General features: G+C 63.5%; 20 protein-coding genes. 6 read left to right on the top strand and 14 right to left on the bottom strand.

Going from position 1 to position 20,017, the window contains the following annotated elements:
- Positions 1-3: 3 nt before the first annotated feature.
- From IT775_RS13085 to infC, 8 genes are all read right to left on the bottom strand, one after another.
- Positions 4-471, bottom strand: a complete 468-nt coding sequence (locus IT775_RS13085; protein ID WP_212701565.1) for a DUF2269 family protein — start codon at positions 469-471, stop codon at positions 4-6.
- Positions 468-1,760 carry an SDR family oxidoreductase gene (locus tag IT775_RS13080; protein ID WP_212701564.1) on the bottom strand — a complete coding sequence of 431 codons (1,293 nt, stop codon included), beginning with the start codon at positions 1,758-1,760 and terminating at the stop codon, positions 468-470. The genes IT775_RS13085 and IT775_RS13080 overlap by 4 nt, the downstream gene beginning before the upstream one ends.
- Before the next feature lie 11 nt (positions 1,761-1,771).
- Positions 1,772-2,113, bottom strand: a complete 342-nt coding sequence (locus tag IT775_RS13075) for a DUF427 domain-containing protein (RefSeq protein WP_212701563.1) — start codon at positions 2,111-2,113, stop codon at positions 1,772-1,774.
- Between the two features lie 63 nt (positions 2,114-2,176).
- A complete protein-coding gene (locus IT775_RS13070; RefSeq protein WP_212701562.1) occupies positions 2,177-3,979 on the bottom strand; it encodes an aminopeptidase P family protein in 1,803 nt (600 codons plus the stop codon).
- A gap of 190 nt (positions 3,980-4,169) precedes the next feature.
- A complete protein-coding gene (cobT, locus tag IT775_RS13065; RefSeq protein WP_212701561.1) occupies positions 4,170-6,044 on the bottom strand; it encodes a cobaltochelatase subunit CobT in 1,875 nt (624 codons plus the stop codon).
- A gap of 74 nt (positions 6,045-6,118) precedes the next feature.
- Entirely contained in the window at positions 6,119-6,514 is a 396-nt protein-coding gene (locus IT775_RS13060) for a hypothetical protein (protein WP_212701560.1), read from the bottom strand.
- Positions 6,515-6,740: 226 nt separating this feature from the next.
- On the bottom strand, positions 6,741-7,712 hold the full coding sequence (gene cobS, locus IT775_RS13055; protein WP_212701559.1) for a cobaltochelatase subunit CobS: 972 nt from the start codon (positions 7,710-7,712) through the stop codon (positions 6,741-6,743).
- Positions 7,713-7,956: 244 nt separating this feature from the next.
- Positions 7,957-8,415, bottom strand: coding sequence for a translation initiation factor IF-3 (gene infC, locus IT775_RS13050; RefSeq protein ID WP_425519550.1), 459 nt, complete (start codon positions 8,413-8,415; stop codon positions 7,957-7,959).
- Between the two features lie 283 nt (positions 8,416-8,698).
- Here infC and IT775_RS13045 point away from each other — a divergent pair, with 283 nt between their 5' ends.
- Positions 8,699-9,352: a hypothetical protein gene (locus IT775_RS13045; RefSeq protein WP_212701558.1), complete on the top strand. Its 654-nt coding sequence runs from the start codon at positions 8,699-8,701 to the stop codon at positions 9,350-9,352.
- Between the two features lie 105 nt (positions 9,353-9,457).
- Here the strand turns inward: IT775_RS13045 and IT775_RS13040 are convergent, their stop codons facing one another.
- The 5 genes from IT775_RS13040 to IT775_RS13020 form a co-directional block, all read right to left on the bottom strand.
- Positions 9,458-10,312 carry a ferredoxin--NADP reductase gene (locus IT775_RS13040; protein ID WP_212701557.1) on the bottom strand — a complete coding sequence of 285 codons (855 nt, stop codon included), beginning with the start codon at positions 10,310-10,312 and terminating at the stop codon, positions 9,458-9,460.
- Positions 10,313-10,390: 78 nt separating this feature from the next.
- Complete coding sequence (locus IT775_RS13035; protein ID WP_212701556.1) at positions 10,391-10,801, bottom strand: DUF934 domain-containing protein; 411 nt, start codon at positions 10,799-10,801, stop codon at positions 10,391-10,393.
- On the bottom strand, positions 10,801-11,541 hold the full coding sequence (locus tag IT775_RS13030) for a phosphoadenylyl-sulfate reductase (protein ID WP_212701555.1): 741 nt from the start codon (positions 11,539-11,541) through the stop codon (positions 10,801-10,803). Before IT775_RS13030 ends, IT775_RS13035 begins: the two co-directional genes overlap by 1 nt.
- Positions 11,531-13,198, bottom strand: a complete 1,668-nt coding sequence (locus IT775_RS13025; RefSeq protein ID WP_212701554.1) for a nitrite/sulfite reductase — start codon at positions 13,196-13,198, stop codon at positions 11,531-11,533. The genes IT775_RS13030 and IT775_RS13025 overlap by 11 nt, the downstream gene beginning before the upstream one ends.
- The gene (locus IT775_RS13020; protein WP_212701553.1) at positions 13,198-13,500 is read right to left on the bottom strand and encodes a DUF2849 domain-containing protein; all 303 of its coding nucleotides are present in this window, start codon (positions 13,498-13,500) and stop codon (positions 13,198-13,200) included. Before IT775_RS13020 ends, IT775_RS13025 begins: the two co-directional genes overlap by 1 nt.
- Before the next feature lie 146 nt (positions 13,501-13,646).
- On the opposite strand from IT775_RS13020, the gene IT775_RS13015 reads away from it, so the two are divergent.
- Both IT775_RS13015 and IT775_RS13010 read left to right on the top strand, forming a co-directional pair.
- A complete protein-coding gene (locus IT775_RS13015; protein WP_212701552.1) occupies positions 13,647-14,108 on the top strand; it encodes an Lrp/AsnC family transcriptional regulator in 462 nt (153 codons plus the stop codon).
- The gene (locus IT775_RS13010; RefSeq protein ID WP_212701551.1) at positions 14,105-14,401 is read left to right on the top strand and encodes an Rdx family protein; all 297 of its coding nucleotides are present in this window, start codon (positions 14,105-14,107) and stop codon (positions 14,399-14,401) included. Before IT775_RS13015 ends, IT775_RS13010 begins: the two co-directional genes overlap by 4 nt.
- Before the next feature lie 54 nt (positions 14,402-14,455).
- On the opposite strand, the gene IT775_RS13005 is transcribed toward IT775_RS13010, so the two are convergent.
- Positions 14,456-15,637 (bottom strand): cytochrome P450, encoded by a 1,182-nt coding sequence (locus IT775_RS13005; RefSeq protein ID WP_212701550.1) that lies wholly within the window; start codon positions 15,635-15,637, stop codon positions 14,456-14,458.
- A gap of 59 nt (positions 15,638-15,696) precedes the next feature.
- On the opposite strand from IT775_RS13005, the gene IT775_RS13000 reads away from it, so the two are divergent.
- The 3 genes from IT775_RS13000 (at position 15,697) to IT775_RS12990 (ending at position 19,956) form a co-directional block, all read left to right on the top strand.
- Positions 15,697-17,448 carry an ATP-binding protein gene (locus IT775_RS13000; protein WP_212701549.1) on the top strand — a complete coding sequence of 584 codons (1,752 nt, stop codon included), beginning with the start codon at positions 15,697-15,699 and terminating at the stop codon, positions 17,446-17,448.
- Positions 17,445-18,668, top strand: coding sequence for a sigma-54-dependent transcriptional regulator (locus IT775_RS12995; protein WP_212701548.1), 1,224 nt, complete (start codon positions 17,445-17,447; stop codon positions 18,666-18,668). Before IT775_RS13000 ends, IT775_RS12995 begins: the two co-directional genes overlap by 4 nt.
- Before the next feature lie 280 nt (positions 18,669-18,948).
- Positions 18,949-19,956: a DctP family TRAP transporter solute-binding subunit gene (locus IT775_RS12990; RefSeq protein ID WP_212701547.1), complete on the top strand. Its 1,008-nt coding sequence runs from the start codon at positions 18,949-18,951 to the stop codon at positions 19,954-19,956.
- The last annotated feature ends 61 nt before the right edge of the window (positions 19,957-20,017 follow it).

The following is a 20,017-nucleotide window of genomic DNA, read 5'->3' as shown; positions in this document are numbered from 1 at the left end:
GGATCAGAAGGTGGGCTTTTCCAGCATCAGCCAGACAATGGCCAGCACCGCGAAAAACGCCGGGAAACCGCAGGCGAACCAAAGCCGGTAAAGCCGGTGATAGGCCTTGGGCAGGGAGCTGCCCTGATACCACGCGTCGCGCGCCAGGTTGCGCATACGGATCTGCATCCAGACCACCGGCAGCCAGAACGCGCCGACAAATAGATAGAGCAGCAGAGAAATGGCCACCCAGCCTTCGAACAGGGAGTATCCGGCGGCACGCGCCAGAAGATAACCGGTGATCGGCTGCGCAATGGCGGCGGTGGCGGTGAACAGGGTATCGGCCAGCACCACGATCCCGGCGACATGGGAGACCAGGGCGGGGTTGCCGCTTCGGTTCGATATCACCATGAAGAAGGCGATTCCCGCCCCGGTGCCCAGCAGCACTGTCGCCCCGATCACGTGCAGGTATCTCAGCAATTCATACGTCATCGGTCATCCGTTAGTCCAAGCACGGCAAGCGCTAACCCGATCCCGGGCAGCACCTTGACGAAGGGGCCCAGCGGGTCGGTCCAGATATCCGGGGTCAGGACCGTGCCGCAGATCAGGTATCCCAGCGAAACGGCGATCATGCCGATCAGGCCCGGGCGCAGCCAGCGCCGTGACAGGACCGCAAGGCCCAGTACCAGATCGACCAGTGCACCAAGGGCGACCGCGCCCTGGGCGGGGCCCATTGCCACGCCCCGCTCGGTCAGCACCGCGACGGCGGCGTCGAACCGGATCAACCCGATCGCGCCCGACGGGACCCAGAACAGCGCCAGCAGCAGGATCAGCAGGGGAAACAGCAGGAACATCCGCGCGAACCAGCGTTCCTGTACGGTGGAGGGCAGCGCCGCCAGCGTTTCGTCGAGCGACCGGCAGCGGAACCCGCCCGCCGCCTGCCAAGCACCCGGATCGCCCGCGATCCCGTCCGACAGCGCACGGATCGCGGTGCTGCGCAGCGGCGCGCGCCAACCCAGATGACCCAGTAGATCGGCCATGGCAGAGGATGCTTTCAGCAAGACACCGGGCAGCCGCAGGCGCATTTTCGGATCGGGCCTGCCCTGCCAGCGCCTGACCGTCTGCACCAGTTCGGGAAAACTGCGGCTTTCCGCCTCGGTCAGATCGGCAACGGTGCCGGGCGTGATCGCGCCCTGTGCCGCCAGCACCACCGCGCGTGCCAGATCATCGAGCGCCACGGTCTGAACCTGCGCGCCTGGCAAGATCTGCAGCCCGATCAACGGGATCGCCGCCGCCGCGCGCAGCAAAGCCGTACCGCCATAGGCGGCGGGGCCGATTACCAGGACCGGTCGCAGGATCACATGATCCAGCCCCGATGACTGCAGGATCGCGTCCCCACGCTCTTTGGAACGGAAGAATTCGGTCGAGGCGTGAGGCCCGACACCGGCGGCGGAAATCTGCACCACGCGCGTCGCAGTGCCCTCCAGCGCGGCGGCAATCCGACCAATGGCGGTTTCGTGAATGGCGGTCAGGTCGTCGCGTCCGCCATCCTGTAAGGCACCCGCCGCATTGACCACGACGTCGGCATCGCGAAGCACATTCCGCCATTCGGGCGTTTCGACCGAAGAAATGTCGCGCAGGATCCAGTTGAACCCCGGCCCCATCCGCCGCGCCGCCGCCGCCGATCGTCCGACGCCGGTCACATCGAACCCGGCCGCGGCCAGCGCGCGCATCACGGCCGATCCGATCAGCCCGTAGCCCCCCAAGACCACCGCCTTCATGACGCTTCCGCTCAGACCCGTTCGACGGCCAGAGTTTCCGACGGGTAGAAGGCCAGGTAGTCCTTGATCTTCGTCACATCCGCCTTGGGATCCTCGTAGGACCAGGCGGCGTTTTCCAGTGTCGTGCTCTTGGTGACGATGGAATAGTAGCTTGCTTCGCCCTTGTGTGGGCAGGTGGTGACCCGATCGGTCTTGTCGAGGAAGGGCATCGCCACATCCTTGCGCGGGAAATAGATCACCGGCGCAAGCGATCCCTCGCTCAGCTCCAGCGCATTTTTGGTTTCGCCCAGTACGGCTCCGCCGGCCCGAACAACCCAAGTGCCTTCAGCCTTGCGGATCGTGATATCGCTCATCTCGCTCTCCCTCATGTCATCAATTTCCAAATCGCTGTGAACCCTGTTTGTAACAGGCCTGTGTCACAGCGGTTCGGTGGCGTTGCGCAACCATAGCCGCGCAGCCTCGCCAAGCCGAGGGCCGATTTTGTCGCGGCACGCAGCGTGATAGGCATTGATCCAGTCGCGTTCCCCCGCGCTCAGCATTTCGGGCAGGATCAGACGGCGGTCGATCGGCACCCATGTCAGCGTCTTGAAATCCAGCATCTCGCGGTCGTCAGCGCCGGGAAGGTCGGGCGCCGCTTCGACGACGATCAGGTTCTCGATACGGATGCCGAAGGCGCCTTCGCGGTAATATCCTGGTTCGTTGGACAGGATCATGCCCGGTTTCAGCGCCACTTCCGACACCCGGCTGATCCGCTGCGGCCCTTCATGCACGCACAGGAACACGCCGACCCCGTGGCCGGTGCCGTGATTGTAATCCAGCCCCGCCTGCCACAGCGGGGCGCGCGCGATGGCGTCGATATCGCGCCCGGCCAATCCGGCGGGGAAACGCAGCCGCGAAATCCCGATCATGCCCTGCAACACGCGGGTGAAGCATGCCTTTTCCTCGTCCCCCACGTCTCCGACCGGCAGGGTGCGGGTGATGTCTGTGGTTCCGTTCAGATATTGCCCGCCGCTGTCGACGACGATCAGCTGGCCGGCCTGCAGCCGGGCATTGCTTTGCCGAGTCACCCGGTAATGGATCACGGCTCCGTTCGGGCCGGTGCCTGCGATGGTGTCGAAGCTGATATCGCGCAACGCGTTGGTGGCGCGGCGGCAGCCTTCGAGATGTTCCACCACGTCGATTTCGGTCAGGCTGCCGGCGGGCTGGGCATCGAACCAGCACAGGAATTCGCACATCGCGGCGGCGTCCAGCAGATGCGCTTCCTCGGTGTTGGCGATTTCGGTAAGGTTCTTGCTGGCCTTGGGCAGGATGCAGGGATCTTCGCCCCAGGCGATGTCCACACCGGCCTCGCGCAATTCGCGCGACACCTGCAACGGCGCCGATCCCTTGTCGACCCGGACCGGGCCGGTCAGCGAGCGCAGCGCGGCGGCGAAGGCGGTGGGCGGCCTGACGGTGATGTCCTTGCCCAGATGCGCCCGCACGTCGTCGTCCAGCTTGGCCGCCTCGATGAACAATGTCAGATGCCCGCTGTCATGCAGGATGGCCAGGGCATGCGGCACCGGGTTGCGGGGAATGTCGCTGCCGCGGATGTTCAGCAGCCAGGCAATGGAATCGGGCAGGGTGATCACGGCCGCCCGCTGCTCGTCCTGTTGTAACCTCTCGGCCAGCCGGGCGCGTTTCTTGGCGTGGCTTTCACCGGCCATTTCATCGGGATAGACGAACACCTTGCCCAGCGGGGCTTCCGGTTGGTCGGGCCAGATCGCATCGATCAGGTTGCGCGCGGGGCGCAGTTCCACAGCGCTGCCCTGCAATCCCGTTTCCAGCTTGTCGATCTCCTCGGCGGTGTGCAGCCATGGATCGAAGCCGACAACGCCGCCGGCGGGCAGGTTTTCCCGCAACCAGTCCTGCAGCCGGGTTTCCGGCCACGGCACCGGGGTGAAATGATCGGTATCGACCTGGGCCTTGACCTGGGTGCGATAACGCCCGTCGATGAACACCCCCGCCGCCTGCAGCAGCGCGGCGCAGAAACCGGCCGAGCCGGTGAAGCCGGTGAGCCATGCCAGCCGGCCGTCGCGCGGGGCGACGTATTCGCCCTGATGCAGATCGGCGCGCGGCACCAGGAACCCGGTCAGACCGTCCTCCGCCATCGCGTCGCGCAGCATCGCCAGCCGCGCCGCCCCTTGTGCCGGTTCGGCGGTTTCTTCGAAGGATTGGAACATTCTGCCCCCCAAAAATTACACAGGCCCAGACAACGCGTTTCCGTTGCCGGACACAACCCCAAGCCGCGAACGGCTTTCATCTTGGCGAAATTACCCGTTTGCAGCGTGCAAATCCCGAAGGACCGGCAAGGCCATTTTCCTGAAAAAATGAAGCGCGCCCGAAACGGGCGCGCATTCGGGCAACGCCCGTTCAGCTGGCTTTCTTGATGCCGATCATCCGCGCCCGGGCGCGGGGGTCGTGATCGAACAGACCGGCCAGCTGCTCGGTCATCGCACCGGCCAGCTGTTCGGCATCGGTGATCGTCACCGCGTGCTGGTAATAACGCGTCACGTCATGGCCGATGCCGATGGCGATCAGTTCGACCTGCTTGCGCTTTTCCACCATCGCGATCACGTCGCGCAGGTGTTTTTCCAGGTAGTTCGCGGGATTCACCGACAAGGTCGAATCGTCCACCGGCGCGCCGTCGGAAATCACCATCAGGATCTTGCGCTGCTCGGGCCGCGCCAGCATCCGCCGATGCGCCCATTCCAGCGCCTCGCCGTCGATGTTTTCCTTCAGCAGACCTTCCTTCATCATCAGGCCCAGGTTGGCCTTGGTCCGCCGCATCGGCGAGTCGGCCTTCTTGTAGATGATGTGGCGCAGGTCGTTCAGCCGCCCGGGCTGTTGCGGGCGGCCTTCGGCCAGCCATTTTTCACGGCTCTGCCCGCCTTTCCAGGCGCGGGTGGTGAAGCCCAGAACCTCGACCTTCACGTCGCAGCGTTCCAGCGTCGAGGCCAGAACATCGGCACAGATCGCCGCAATGGAAATCGGACGGCCGCGCATCGACCCGGAATTGTCCAAGAGCAGCGTCACGACGGTGTCGCGGAACTCGGTATCCTTTTCGACCTTGAAGCTGAGCGGCGTCGTCGGATTGGCGACGACCCGCGCCAAGCGCCCGGCATCGAGGATGCCTTCTTCCATGTCAAACAACCAGGACCGGCTCTGCTGTGCCTGCAAGCGGCGTTGCAGCTTGTTGGCCAGCCGGCTGACCGCGCCCTTCAGCGGTTCCAGCTGCTGATCCAGATAGGCGCGCAGACGTTCCAACTCGGCCGGTTCGGCCAATTCCTCGGCGAGGATTTCCTCGTCGAAGCCGGATTCGTAGACGGTGTAATTCGGATCTGCCTCGGAGACCGGCGGGGGCGGCGGTTCCAGCGGCGCCTCGCCCTCGGGCAGTTCGGTTTCCTCGGACATTTCGTCCTCGGCCATCTCGTCCATGCTGACTTCGGCCTCGGATGTATCCTGGGTTTCGTCCTGCGACCGTTCCGGTTCCGCGTCGGCATCCTGATCGTCCTGGTCGTCCTGACCGGTGCTGTCGGGTTCAGGCTGGTCTTCGGCCTCTTCCTCGGCGTCGTCCTGCTGATCTTCGTCGTGCTGGTCGGGGTCTTCGCCCAGCTGGTCGCCATAGCCCAGATCATCGATCACCTGGCGTGCGAAACGGGCGAATTCGGCCTGATCGGACAGCTTGTCCTGCAGGCTTTCCAGCGTATCGCCAGCCTGATTTTCGATGAAGCCGCGCCACAGTTCCATCACGTTGTCGCAGGCAGGGGGAAGATCGCGCCCGGTGGCAAGGTGACGGACAAGATATCCAGCGGCGGCCGCCAGCGGCGCATCGGCGGGCTGGGTGATCTGGTCATAGCCGGCGCGGCGCGCCTCGGCTTCCATCTTCACGTCGATATTGCTGGCGGTGCCGGGCATGTCGCGCGCGCCCATCGCTTCGCAGCGGGCGGTTTCCATCGCCTCGTACAGGTTGCGCGCCATGTCACCCGGCGGCGCGTAACGCGCATGGGTCGCGTCGTCATGATAGCGGCGCTGCATCGCCAGGGCGTCGGCAGTGCCGCGCGCCAGCAGCACCTCGTCTTTCGTCATCCGGCGGCTGACCTGCGGCAGCCGCATCGTGTCGCCCGCGAGTCCCGCTGGATCGACCGAATAGGCCACGTTGAGTTCCGGATCGTCGGCCATCACCTTGGTCGCTTCGGCGAGGGCCTTCTTGAACGGATCGGCGGGATTGTCGGACGGTTTCTTCATGAGATTGATAAATCACGTCCCCGGCGGAAAAGGCAAGGCGGGAATCTGTCCCATGGCACCTTCCGCAGCGGCGTTCAGCCCAAAAGCAGGGCCCGGCAGGCGTCGATCTGGCGCCGGGCGATCCGTTGGGCCATTTGCGCGTCATCGCGATCTGAGTTGAATACCGCCCGGTCCAGCAATGCCGCCTGGGCCGCTTTCGCCTCGATCCGCCAATGCAGCACCTCGGGGCCCGCATCGGCGGGCACGATGGCATCAAGGATGTCGATCAGCGCGGCGCGGGTGGTTTCGGTCACCTCGGAGCCGGGGCCGTCGAACATCCACTGATACTCCATCTGAGCCGATAACCGTCCGGTGCAGGTGGCGAAAATCCGCACCTGGTCCAGAGGTGCTGCGGCATCGGCCGGAGAGGGAGGAGAACCGGCCGCTGCCGTCAGCGCGAGCGGGAAAAGAAAAGTTTTCAAAGCGCCCATAATTCAATCATTATGGCACAAATATCGCCAATCACGAAGGCGTTTTGAAAATTGCCGGCGATCGGGGGGGGCGCCAGGTGCTTTGCCCGGATATGCGCGTTGGGTTGGGTCGTGTTTCCGGCCCGCCACCACGGCGCCTTATGCCGCATGATCCATTCGCCGGTGCGGGGGACAACAAAAAAAGCCCCGCAAATCGCGGGGCTTTCGCTGCGCCTTATGGCGGCCTTTAGGAAACCGCCATGCTGGCAGCGCTTTCCGGCAGTTCCTCGTCGAAGCAGCGCTGATAGAACTCGGCCACAGTCTGGCGCTCCAGTTCGTCGCATTTGTTGAGGAAGGTCAGGCGGAAGGCATAACCGACATTGCGGAAGATCTCGGTGTTCCAGGCCCAGTTGATCACGGTCCGCGGGCTCATCACGGTGGAAAGCTCGCCGTTCATGAAGGCGGTGCGGGTCAGGTCGGCCAGCGTCACCATCTGGCTGACGGTCTTGCGGCCCTTTTCGGTGTTGAAATGCGGCGCCTTGCCCAGAACGATCATGGTTTCGGCGTCATGCGACAGGTAGTTCAGCGTCGCGACCAGCGACCAGCGGTCCATCTGCGCCTGGTTGATCTGCTGCACCCCGTGATACAGGCCCGTGGTGTCGCCCAGGCCAACGGTGTTGGCGGTGGCGAACAGGCGGAAATAGGGATTCGGGGTGATCACTTCGTTCTGGTCCAGAAGCGTCAGCTTGCCGTCATGTTCCAGAACGCGCTGGATCACGAACATCACATCGGCGCGGCCGGCATCATATTCGTCGAACACGATCGCGGTCGGGTTGCGCAAGGCCCAGGGCAGGATACCTTCGTTGAACTCGGTCACCTGCTTGCCGTCTTTCAGCTTGATCGCGTCCTTGCCGATCAGGTCGATCCGGCTGATATGGCTGTCGAGGTTGACCCGAACACAGGGCCAGTTCAGCCGCGCCGCGACCTGTTCGATATGGGTCGATTTGCCGGTGCCGTGATAGCCTTGGATCATCACCCGGCGATTGCGCGCGAAGCCCGCGAGGATAGCCAGCGTGGTGTCAGGATCGAATTTGTAGGTGTGATCGACCTCGGGCACGCGGTCGCTGCGCTCGGCAAAGCCCTTCACGACCATATCGGTATCGAAGCCGAATACGTCGCGGACGGAAATGTCTTCGGTCGGTTTTGCTGTGCTGTCCATCGTGCCGTCTGCCTTATCAAATAACTCATGCGTCGCGGAACCAGAGGTTCCGACAGTTGTGGTGCAACATATAGGGGCCGAGGGCAAGGGGGCGCGACATTTTCCGCCACGTTCGGGGGGATACTCGCGACAATTCCACTCGGTTGCTCGCTGCCGGCGGGGGAGGGGCAAAGAAAACGCCCCCAAGGGGTTTGCCAACCCCGGGGGCGTTCAACGCGGGCAGGGCCCGGATTGACTGGTCGGCTTACTTGGTCAGCGGCCCGATCATCATGATCATCTGGCGGCCTTCCATCTTCGGCATGTTCTCGACCTTGCCGATTTCCTTGATATCCTCGGCGACCCGCTCAAGCAGTTGACGTCCCAGGTTCTGGTGCGCCATTTCGCGGCCACGGAAACGCAGGGTGATTTTCACCTTGTCGCCGTTTTCCAGGAACTTCACCACGTTACGCATCTTGACCTGATAGTCGTGCGTATCGGTGTTGGGGCGGAACTTGACCTCTTTGACTTCGATGATCTTCTGCTTTTTCCGCGCCTCGGATTCCCGCTTCTGCTGTTCGTACTTGAACTTGCCGAAGTCCATGATCTTGCACACGGGCGGCGTGGCGTTGGGCGAAATCTCCACCAGGTCCAGGCCAGCCTCTTCAGCCATGGCCATGGCACGGGCAGGGGTCACGACACCGACATTTTCGCCCTCGGCGCCGATCAGGCGTACTTCGGGGGCACGAATGCGGTCGTTGACGCGGGGGCCGGTGTCGCGCGTCGGGGGCGCGTTATGAGGTCTGCGGGCTATGGTTTTGATCCTTCAATAATTGGCGAATTCGAGGGTGTAAGGTAACGATTGCGCCCGGCTACTTCAAGCGGCAATTCCTTGCTCATGCTTTTAATTTCGGCGCTTTCGCCCTTGTTCCGGCCGCGGTTGAGCGGCATCTGAGGGGCCTGCAAGAAACGGGTTGAAGACCGACCCGGGAAAGAAAGGGAAAGTTGTTATGAAAAACGTGATTTGGCTGGTGCTGGCGGCAATCGCGGTCGCTGCGGCCTATTTCGTATTCGTGAAACCCCAGATGGACAATGACATAACCCCGGTGGTGACGTCTCCGGTGGTTGAAACCCCGGTTGACGCTCCGGAAACGGGTGCGGAAATCGCCGAGCCCGCGCTGGTCGAAGACGCGGTGGAAGAGATGCAGGACACGGCGCAAGGCGCGGCTGAGATAGCCCAGGACGCTGTCGAGGATGCAGCGGAATCGGCCCAGGACGCGGTTGAAACCGCTGTCGAGGACGCCAGCGAGGCGGCCGAACAGGTTGTGGAAGATGCTGCCGACGCTGCCGAGCAGGCCGTGAAAGACGCCGTCCAGAGCGCCACCGAAGCGGCTGGCGCCGCGGAGGAAGCTGCGGACGGCGCGATGGAAGCCAGCCCCGAGGCGACCGAAGAAACCGCCGCCGAAGCACCTGAACTCAGCGATCCCGCGGACCTCTTCACGGTGGATGGCTTCGCCTTGGACAAGGCGCTGGAGTATGTCGAGGCTTCCGATCTGGACGCGGCGACCAAGATGGCGACCAAGACGGCGATCGAGCAGGCCAAGGACAATCCCGAGCTGCTGAAAGTGGCGCTGCAAGCGGCCCGGGCCAAGCTGGGGTTGTGATCCCGGTCTGAAAAATGAAGCGCCGCGCATGCAAGTGCGCGGCGCTTTTTTATTTCCGGTCGTAAACTGGGATGCGGGCGATAGGCCCCCGGATCAGTCCCCGGATCAGTCCAGGAATGCCTTTTCCACCACGTATTGCGCCGGCTTCGAATTGGCGCCTTCTTCCAGCCCGTAGCTTTCCAGCAGGTCCTTGATGTCGAGGTTGAAGGCAAGGTTGCCGCAGACCATCGCGCGGTCGTCCTGCGGGTTGATCGGCGGTACGCCCAGATCCTCGAACACCTTGCCCGAGCGCATCAGGTCGGTGATGCGGCCCATCTTGGGGCTCTCCTCGCGGGTGGTGGTGGGGTAATACTTGATCTTCTTCCAGAAGCCTTCGCCGATGAGCTCGTTCAGCAGTTCGTCATGCTTCAGCGATTCGATCAGTTCGTGGCCATATTGCAGTTCGCCCACTTCGCGGCAGGTATGGGTGATGATCACCTCGTCGTAGTCCTCATAGGTCTGCGGTTCGCGCAGCAGCGAGGCGAAGGGCGCAAAGCCGGTGCCGGTGGCGAAGAACCAGATCCGTTTGCCGGGCAGCAGCGCGTCATGCACCAGCGTACCGACGGGTTTCGGGCGCAGGATGATCTCGTCACCCACTTGGATATGCTGCAGCTTCGACGTCAGCGGGCCGTCGGGCACCTTGATCGAATAGAATTCCAGTTCCTCGTCCCAGCTGGGCGAGGCGATGGAATAGGCGCGCAAGAGCGGTTTCTGCTTGCCCGTCTTCGGATCCGGGTCGCCCATCAGGCCGATCATGACGAATTCGCCCGAGCGGAACCTCAGCGATGCGGGCCGGGTGCAGCGGAACGAAAACAGGCGGTCGGTCCAATGCTTGACCTCCGTCACGGTCTGGGCATCGGGCAGGGTGGGCAGTTTGGGCGCAGGGGCTGCGGCTTCGGTCACGGTGGTCATCTCGGTCATTGTGTTTCAGGCCGGTCAGTAAACCGGCACTCCCCAGTTAGCTTTGATCCATGTCAGATGAAAGGGCTGTTCGCGGTTTCAACCCGCGCGCAGCCGCGCCTGATAGTCGTGGCGGTCCCAATCGGCGCGGAATTTCCACTCCGTCTCGGGCTGGCGCGCGGCCAGGTCATCGCTGATTTCCACTTCGTCGAAGCCCGAGCGGCGGGCCATCGCGTACTGGTCGGAAATCACGTGGCCCCGGGCGCGCAGCCGGCCGGTGAAACCCATCAGCCGCAATTGTCGCGCGGTGGTGAAACCGCGCCCGTCGGCGAAGCTGGGGAACTCCACCGCGATCAGCTGCAGGGTGGGTAACCGGCCCGCCAATGCTTGGGGATCGGCATCGGGGGCCAGTTCCACCGCGACGGCCCCTTCGGCCGCCTCGGCAAGGGCGACGATATCGCCGTCAAAGTCATCGGCCTGAAAGCCGTTGTCGGTCACGATCACGCTCATCACGCCGCTCCTGTTCTTACCATCTTGCCATCCACCATGTGGATGCCGCATTCCACCTTTTCGCTGCCGCGCCAGCGGCCCGCGCGTTCGTCTTCGCCATCCTTCACCGGCGAGGTGCAGGGTTTACAGCCGATCGAGGGATAGCCCTTGGCCACCAGCGGATGCCGCGGCAGCCGGTTGTTGATCATGTAGTCCTGCACATCCTGCTTGTCCCAATGGGCCAGCGGGTTGACCTTGATGCGCTTGTCGTCCTCGTTTTCGAAGAAATCGAGGCTGGCGCGAGTGGCACCCTGGAACCGCTTGCGCCCGGTAATCCAGGCGTCGAACGGGCCGAGCGCCTTTTCCAGCGGCCGCGTCTTGCGCAGGTCGCAGCAGGCGTCGGTGTCGCGCAGATGCAGCGCGCCGTAGGGGTCTTCGGCCTGCAGCGCCACCTTGTCGGCGCGGATGGTGCGGACATCGGTCAGGCCCAGCCACTGCGCCACCTCGTGCTGGTAGTCCAGCGTTTCGGCAAACAGCATCTGGGTGTCGATGAACAGGACCGGGACGGTGCGATCGATCTGCGCCACCATGTGCAGAAGCACGACGCTTTCGGCGCCGAAGGAGCTGACCATCGCGATGCGGCCGACCTGCGGATCGGACAGGGCGCGTTTCAACACGGCACTGGCAGCATGATGCTGGTAGCGCCGGTTCAGATGCGCGACGCGGTCATCCACCGGGGACAGGGGGGCTTCAAGCGGCATTTTTCTTCGCGGCCTCCGGGTAAAGCGCAGCTTTGAACGGGTCCGCCCCGAGCCGGCGATATGCGGCCAGGAAGGCTTCGCCGTCATCCTCGCGCAGCTCCAGGTAGGTGCGGATGATTCTTTCGATCGCGTCGGTGATTTCGTCATAGGCGAAGCCGGGGCCGGTGCGCTGACCGATCACCGCGTCCTCGGTGCCGTCGCCGCCCAGGGTGATCTGGTAGTTTTCCACCCCCGCACGGTCGAGCCCGAGAATGCCGATATGGCCGACATGGTGATGCCCGCAGGCATTGATGCAGCCCGAGATCTTGATCTTCAGCGGACCGATGTCGTGTTCCAGCTTCAAGGCGTCGAACCGTTCGGCGATCTGCTGCGCCACCGGGATCGACCGGGCCGTGGCAAGGGCGCAGTAGTCCATGCCGGGGCAGGCGATGATATCGCTGATCAGCCCGATATTGGCCGTCGCCAGATCCTGTTCCTTCAGCGCCGCGTGCAGCGCGGGCAGGTCGGCCTTGTGCACATGCGGCAGGATCACGTTCTGTTCGTGGCTGATGCGCAGTTCGCCGTACCCGTAGCGCTCGGCCAGATCGGCCATCAGCCGCATCTGGTCGCTGGTCGCATCGCCCGGGGTCTGGCCATGCGCCTTGAGCGAAATCGACACGATGGCGTAACCGGGCGCTTTGTGGGCGGCGAGGTTGGTGTCGGCCCAAGAGCGGAAAACGGGATCGTTGGCATAGGCGAGTTCATAGGGGGCTTCGTCGCGGGCAACGAAACCGGGGGCGGCGAAATGCGCCTCGATCTGTGCCAGAAGGTCCTGATCGACGCCCTTGAACAGCGGCCGCAATTCGTTGAACCGGGCCTCGACCTTGTCGCGCACCGCGTCCAGCCCGTTTTCATTGACGGTGATCTTGATCCGCGCCTTGTACTTGTTGTCGCGCCGTCCGAGCGTGTTGTAGACCGACACGATCGCCTCGAGATAGGGAAGCAGATCGGCGCGCGGCAGGAAATCGCGGATCACCTTGCCGACGACGGGCGTGCGGCCCAGGCCGCCGCCGACGATCACCTCGAAGCCCGCTTCGCCGTCTCGTTCGACCATGCGCAGCCCGATGTCGTGCGCGCGGGTCACCGCGCGGTCGTTGGGTGACCCGGTGATGGCGATCTTGAACTTGCGCGGCAGGAACTGGAATTCCGGGTGATCGGTGGACCATTGCCGGATCAGTTCCGCCACCGGGCGGGGATCGGCGATTTCATCCGCCGCGGCACCGGCGAAGTGATCGGCGGTCACGTTGCGGATGGTGTTCCCGCTGGTCTGGATCGCGTGCAGGTTCACCTCAGCCAGCGCATCGAGGATATCGGGCACTTCGGGCAGTTTGGGCCAGTTGTACTGGATGTTCTGACGGGTGGTGAAATGGCCGTAGCCCTTGTCGAACTTGTCGGCGATCAGCGCCAGTTGGCGCATCTGGTCGGCGCTGAGCGTGCCATAGGGAATGGCGACCCGCAGCATATAGGCATGCAGTTGCAGGTAGAGCCCGTTCATCAGCCGCAGCGGGCGGAATTCGTCCTCGGTCAGGGATTCGTCGATGCGGCGCTGCACCTGGGCGCGGAACTGTGCGTTGCGCTTGGCCAGAAAGGCGTCATCGAAATCGTTATAGCGATACATCAGTTCAGCTCCGCCTGTTTGCCGTGGAAGTAGTTCGAGGGACCGCTGCGGCGGAAATCCTCGCGGAAATGGGTGGGTTCGGGGCCGTTGGGGCCCTTGGTCACGTCGGCCAGGTAGGCGCCGACGATCCGCGCCTGTTGGCGCTCGGCCTCCAGCAGGCGCAGCTGGGCATGGGCCTCGTCCTCGATCACCTCGGCGTCGCACAGCATCGGCGACCAGTCGTCATTCGCGGTGAAATAAACGACGTCGCCTTCCAGCAGGGCGTTGGCGGTGATGACTTTGGGCGTAAAGGGACGTGCCATGTCTGGGCCTTTTCCTTTGGTTGACTTGAGATGTAATATAGAAAATATTCCTCGCATTGCGCTATATCGCGGAACAAATAAGAACTTGATCCGTCGAATGCGGCGGAAATTGAAAACAATGTCCCAATGTGGCGAAAGGGGGCGAAATGTCGGTTCGAATGGATCAGACGGATCGGAAAATCCTGGCGGAATTGCAGAAGGATGCAGGCCAGTCGCTTGACGAAATCGCCCGCAAGGTCGGGTCGTCCAAGACCCCGGTGTGGAATCGCATCCGAAAGATGCGCGAAGCCGGGATCATGGGGCCGCAGACGGTGGTTCTGGATGCCGAGAAGCTGGGCTTCGAGGCTTGTTTCTTCGTGCTGATCCGCACCACCGAGCACGAAGCGGATTGGCAGGCGCGGTTCCTGCGGGCCTTGCAGAACCGCCCCGAGGTGATGGAAGCGCACCGCCTGGCGGGGGACATCGACTATATCCTGAAGGTACGGGTGAAGAACGCCCGCGCCTATGACGCCTTCTATCAGGCGCTGATTTCCGAGGTGAAGGTCAACAACATAACCGCGCTGCTGTCGATGGAGGAAATCAAGTCGACGACGGAACTGCCGCTGTGAGCGATGCGCCGAAACCCCTTGTTACCATTGAATATTGCACCGGCTGCAACTGGCTGCTGCGGGCCGGGTGGATGGCGCAGGAACTGCTGCAGAGCTTCGGCGAAGATCTGGGCGGGGTGACGCTGAAACCCGGTTACGGCGGCGTTTACGAAGTGCGGGTGGACGGGACGCTGTTGTGGGAACGCAAGCGCGACGGCGGTTTCCCCGAGGCGAAGGAACTGAAGAAGCGGCTGCGCGACGTGATCGAACCCGGGCGGGACCTGGGGCATCTGGACCGGCACGGCGCCGGGTAGCGGGCGGAAATCCCCGGCCCGGAACAAGGCCGCAATCCCGGCTTGTGCGGTGGGTCAGTAGGTCACCTTCAGCGCCTCGAGCCCGTGGAAATGATAGACGTCGCCGTAGCGCGGCGCCTCGGTGAGGGCGAGGTCCGGCAACCGTCCGAGCAGCGCCGGCAGGGCGATTTTCAGTTCCAGCCGCGCCAGCGGCGCGCCGACGCAGAAATGCAGGCCCCCGCCGAAAGCGGCATTGGTGACGATATCGCGCGACGGGTCGAACCGGTTCGGATCGGGCCAGACGGCCGGGTCCCGGTTCGCCGCCCCCAGCAGCAGAGCCACCTGATCGCCGCGCCGGAATGTGTGGCCGGAAACCTCAATATCTTCATAGGCATAACGGGTGAACATGTGCAAAGGCGGATCGAAGCGCAGGCATTCCTCCACCGTCCGGTCGACCTTGTCCGGGGCGAGGAACGCCCGGTCCGTACCGGTTTCCAACAACGTTTTCACCGCGTTGCCGATGGAATGCACCGTTGCTTCGTGCCCAGCGTTCAAGAGCAGGATGCAGGTGGTGATCAATTCATCGGTGCTGAGCTTCTCGCCATCCTGCTCGGCGGCGATCAGCTGGCTGATCAGGTCGTCGGCCGGGCTCTGCCGCCTTGTGTCGATATAGCCGGTGATGAAATCGCGGAACTCAAGGCTGGCCGTCACCGCGGCGGCCTCGATTTCCCGCGTGCGGCGGGCCTGATACATCGCCACCATGGCGTTCGACCAGGCCAGCAGCTGGTCGGCCATGTCCTCGGGGACGCCCAGTAGGCGGCAGATCACGATCACCGGCACCCGGGTCGCGTAATGTGGCAGCAAATCGCAGCCGCCCGCGGGCAGATCGTCGATCAAGCGGTGGCACAGCGTTTCGATCTCCGGTGCCAAAGCCGCGATCCGGCGCGACGTGAAGGCGCGCAGCACCAGCGACCGCAGGCGCGTGTGGCGCGGCGGTTCCAGTTCAAGCATCGAATGCGCTTCGATATCGTAAAACGGACGCAGCCGGCCGGGAATGTCGGGGGCGCATTCGGGCGGGCATTCACGCCCGAATCGGCGATCCTTGAACAGCGCCATCACCAGATCGTGCGATCCGGCGCAGGGCATCTCGTATTCGGTCCAGAAAAACAGGCCGCCGTCCGCCCGGGCCCGATCGTAGAACGGGTAGGGGGACTGGACGAAATCGGGATCGGTGGGCGATTGCGAAAATTCCTGCATGGCGGGACATTCGCCAAGCCCTCTGGCCAATGCAAGCCCAGGAGCGCTAGGTTGACGCCATGAAACCCGCGCTTCTTCGCCGTCTGATCCTTGCCATCCTGTTCCTGCTGGCCGTGGTCGCCGTTGCCGGAGGGGTCTGGCGTTACGGTTATGTGCAGGCGCTGGCGCAGCTGGCGCAGCGTGGCGAGTCGGACCTGACTTTGGCCACCGACCGGCTGACCGGGCAGTTGCAGCTGTACCAGCAGCTTGCGGTTTTGACCTCGGATCACCCGGCGGTCCGCACGGCGCTGCAAGTTGGCGATGCCGGGGACTTGCGCGACCTGCTGCTCGCGTCGGCGGACAAGACGGCGGCGCTCGATGTGTTCCTGGCCGATGCGCAGGGGCGGGTATTGGCCTCGGCCAACGCGACCGAACCGGCCAACGTGGCGGCGGCGCCCTATTTCACCCGTGCCCTGCAGGGGGCGCTGGGCGAACATCACGGGATCAGCGCATCCAGCGGGCTGCGGACCTACTACTTCGCCGCGCCCATTTTCGGTCCCGGGGAACAGGTTGCCGGGGTTCTGGTGGTGGTGGCCAACATCGACCGGGTCGAATCCGAATGGCGCGGCGCCCGCCCGACGGTGTTTTTCACCGACGATCGCAACGAGGTTTTCATTTCAAACCGCAGCGAACTGTTGTTCTGGAAGCAGCGCGCCGATGGCGGGCTGGCTCCGGCGGACGGCCCTGATCCGGATTTCGCAACCCAACATGTCGGCGGCTATGATCTGTGGCTGACCGATTGGTCGCCCTACGTCCCGGTCCGGGCGCTTCATCTCTACAAGGATCTGCCGATCATCGGGATGCGGGCCGAGGCGCTGATCGATGTCGATCCGGCGCGGCGACTGGCGGCGCTGCAGGCGGCGGCGGTGGCCGGGGTGTTCCTGGCGTTCGGCGCCTTTCTGTTCCTTGCCACCGAACGCCGCCGCACCCTGGCCGAGGCCAATGCCCGGCTGGAAAGCCGGGTGCAGGATCGGACCAAGGAACTGTCCGCGGCCAACATCGCGTTGCGCCACGAGGTCGCCGAACGCATCGCCGCCGAGGCGGCGCTGAAGAAGGCGCAGGCCGATCTGGTGCAGGCCGGCAAGCTCAGCGCCTTGGGGCAGATGAGCGCGGGGATCAGCCACGAGTTGAACCAGCCGCTGATGGCGATTCAGCAATATGCCGAAAACGGGTCTGCCTTCATCATCCGCGGCAAGACCTACAAGGCGGCGGAAAACCTGCGCCGGGTTTCGGACCTGGCGGTGCGGATGTCGCGCATCATCAAGAACCTGCGTGCCTTCGCGCGCAACGAAAGTGAACCGGTGGGCAAGGTCGACCTGGTGCAGGTGATCGACACGGCGGTGGAACTGACCGCGGCGCGGCTGAAGGCCGATCACGTGACGCTGGATTGGGATCCGTCCGCTTATGGAGGCCCGATCCTGGCGCGCGGCGGCGAGGTGCGACTGACGCAGGTTTTCGTCAACCTGATCAACAATGCCGCCGACGCGATGCTGGATCAGGTCGACCGGCATATCCGTATCGGCATCGATATCGGAGCGAAACTGGCCGTGTCGGTGCATGACATCGGTCCCGGCATCAAGGAACCCGACAAGGTGTTCGAACCGTTCTATTCGACCAAGACCGTCGGGTCGTCCGAGGGCATGGGGCTGGGGCTGTCGATTTCCTACGGATTGGTGCAGAGTTTCGGCGGCAATATCCGTGGCGCGAACGGTCCCTCCGGAGCGGTGTTCACGGTGGAACTGGACCATTGGCAAGAGGAAGAAGCCGCATGACCCGGAAGGTTTTGCTGGTCGATGACGATGCGGCGGTGCGCGAGGCATTGGCCCAGACGCTGGAACTGGCCGATCTGGACCCGATCGCGGTCGGATCCTTCATCGAGGCCAAGGACCACATTTCGGACCGGTTCGGCGGCGTGATCCTGTCCGACATCCGGATGCCCGGACGGGACGGGTTTCACTTGCTGCAATACACCCAAGAGGTCGATAGCGAATTGCCGGTGGTTCTGCTGACCGGCGAAGGCGATATCCCGATGGCGGTCGCCGCGATGCGCAAGGGCGCCTTCGGGTTCCTGGAAAAACCCTGCGCGCCTGCCGACCTGTTGGCGGTGATCGAACGGGCGATGAGGACCCGCGAGATGGTGCTGGAAAACCGTCGGCTGAAGGCGCAGCTAGAAACCGGCGACCCGGCGGCGCGGATGCTCTACGGTCAGTCGGCGCTGTCCGAAGGTTTGCGCGACCGGGTACGGGCCGCGGCGCGGGCGGGGACCGATGTTCTGGTGACCGGGGCGCCGGGATCGGGGATCTACAAGGTGGCCGAGGTGGTGCATCTGTGTTCGCCTTCGGCCAAGGGGCCGTTCGTGAAACGCGCCGCCCCGGGGCTGGGGCGTCCCGAGATGGAGGAAATGGTTGCCGCCGCGCAGGGCGGGACGCTGTTCCTCGACGATATCGGCGGGCTGCAGCCGGATGCGCAGATGGCATTGATCGACGCGTTGGAACGGGGGGGATTCCGATTGATCGCGGGCAGCACCCAGGATCTGTCCAACGCGGTAGAGGAGGGGCGGCTGCAGGCCGATCTTTACTACCGGATCGAGGTCATGGTGGTGCGCATCCCGTCGCTGTCCGAGCGGCCCGAGGATATCCCGGTCATGTTCCGCCAATACGTGGCGCAGGCGGCCGAACAATCGGGGCTGGATACGCCCGAGGTGACGCCCGAAGTGGTGTCGCGGCTGATGGCGCGGGATTGGCCCGGCAATGCGCGCGCCCTGATGAGCGAGGCGATGCGATTCGTGCTGGGGCATGGCGAGACCGAAAACGGAGGTGGTGAACTGGGCCTGGCCGAGCAGTTGGCGCAGGTTGAACGCAGCCTGCTGATCACCGCTCTGCGCCGCACTGATGGCCGCGCCAGCGCCGCCGCCCAGAGCCTGAAACTGCCGCGCAAGACCTTCTACGACAAGCTGGCGCGCTACGGCATCAAGCCCGAGGAATTTCGCTGAGGCGGCATAGGGGATTCGCTTGTGAAGGCCGTCTGAAGCTGTGCGGAAATCCGCACAAATGCCATCACAAGCTGTGCGGGCAACCGCACAAAGCTGCGTTGCAGAATATTTTGGCGGGTTGAGATGTCGTCGTAACTTATTAAATTTTATTGATAATCCCGCTTGCGGATGAAATTGTCGGTTTTTCTTGAGCCGTTCCCCCGGATTGGAAAGAGTTGCCCATGCCGCGCCCGGAGGGGGTGCAAGCACACGTCAAACGATCTCTTGGGAGGAGACAGACATGAAATTCCTGACCACCGCCGCTGCCGTTCTGGCGCTGAGCGTATCGGCCTCTGCCGTCATGGCCGCGGGCGCCTGCGACGAAGGCGAAATCGTCATCAAGTTCAGCCATGTGACCAACACCGACAAGCACCCGAAAGGCATCGCTGCGACGCTTCTGGAAAAGCGCGTGAACGAGGAAATGAACGGCAAGGTCTGCCTGGAGGTCTTCCCGAACTCGACGCTTTACAACGACAACCAGGTGCTCGAAGCGATGCTGCAGGGCGACGTGCAACTGGCCGCGCCGTCGCTGTCCAAGTTCGAACAGTTCACCAAGAAGTTCCGCATCTTCGATCTGCCCTTCATGTTCAAGAACATCGACGCGGTCGATGAATTTCAGAATTCCGAAACCGGCCAGGCGATGAAGGAATCGATGACCCGCCGCGGGCTGCTCGGGCTGGCCTTCTGGCATAACGGCATGAAGCAGATGTCGGCCAACAAACCGCTGGAAAACCCCAGCGACGCGAACGGTCTGAAATTCCGGGTGCAGAACTCCGACGTTCTGAAGGCACAGATGGCCGCGCTTGGCGGCAGCCCGCAGCCGATGGCGTTCTCGGAAGTCTACGGCGCGCTGCAGACCGGCGTTGTTGATGGTCAGGAAAACACCTGGTCCAACATCTACGGCAAGAAGTTCTTCGAAGTGCAGGATGGCGTGACCGAAACCAATCACGGCATCATCGATTACCTGCTGGTGACCTCGACCGATTTCTGGGACAGCCTGCCGGACGACGTGCGCGATCAGCTGGCCACCATCATCGACGAAGTGACCGCGGCGCGGAATTCGGAATCGACCAAGGTCAACGAAGAGGCCAAGCAGGCGATCATCGCCGCCGGCGGCACCGTGCGCCAGCTGAGCCCGGAACAGCGCGACGCATGGGTCGCCACGATGAAACCGGTCTGGGAACAGTTCAAGGGTGATGTCGGCGAAGACAACATCGCCGCGGCACAGGCGATCAACGCCAAGCACTGAACCTGAAGCTCAGGCCAATTGTCCCGGCCCCCATGAAGCGGGCCGGGATTTTCACATCCAC

The sequence above is a fragment of the Thalassovita aquimarina genome (assembly GCF_018219815.1).
In the GTDB taxonomy this organism is placed as follows: domain Bacteria; phylum Pseudomonadota; class Alphaproteobacteria; order Rhodobacterales; family Rhodobacteraceae; genus Thalassobius; species Thalassobius aquimarinus.
Note: the sequence above shows the minus strand (reverse complement) of the source record. Positions and strands in the feature narration are given on the sequence as shown.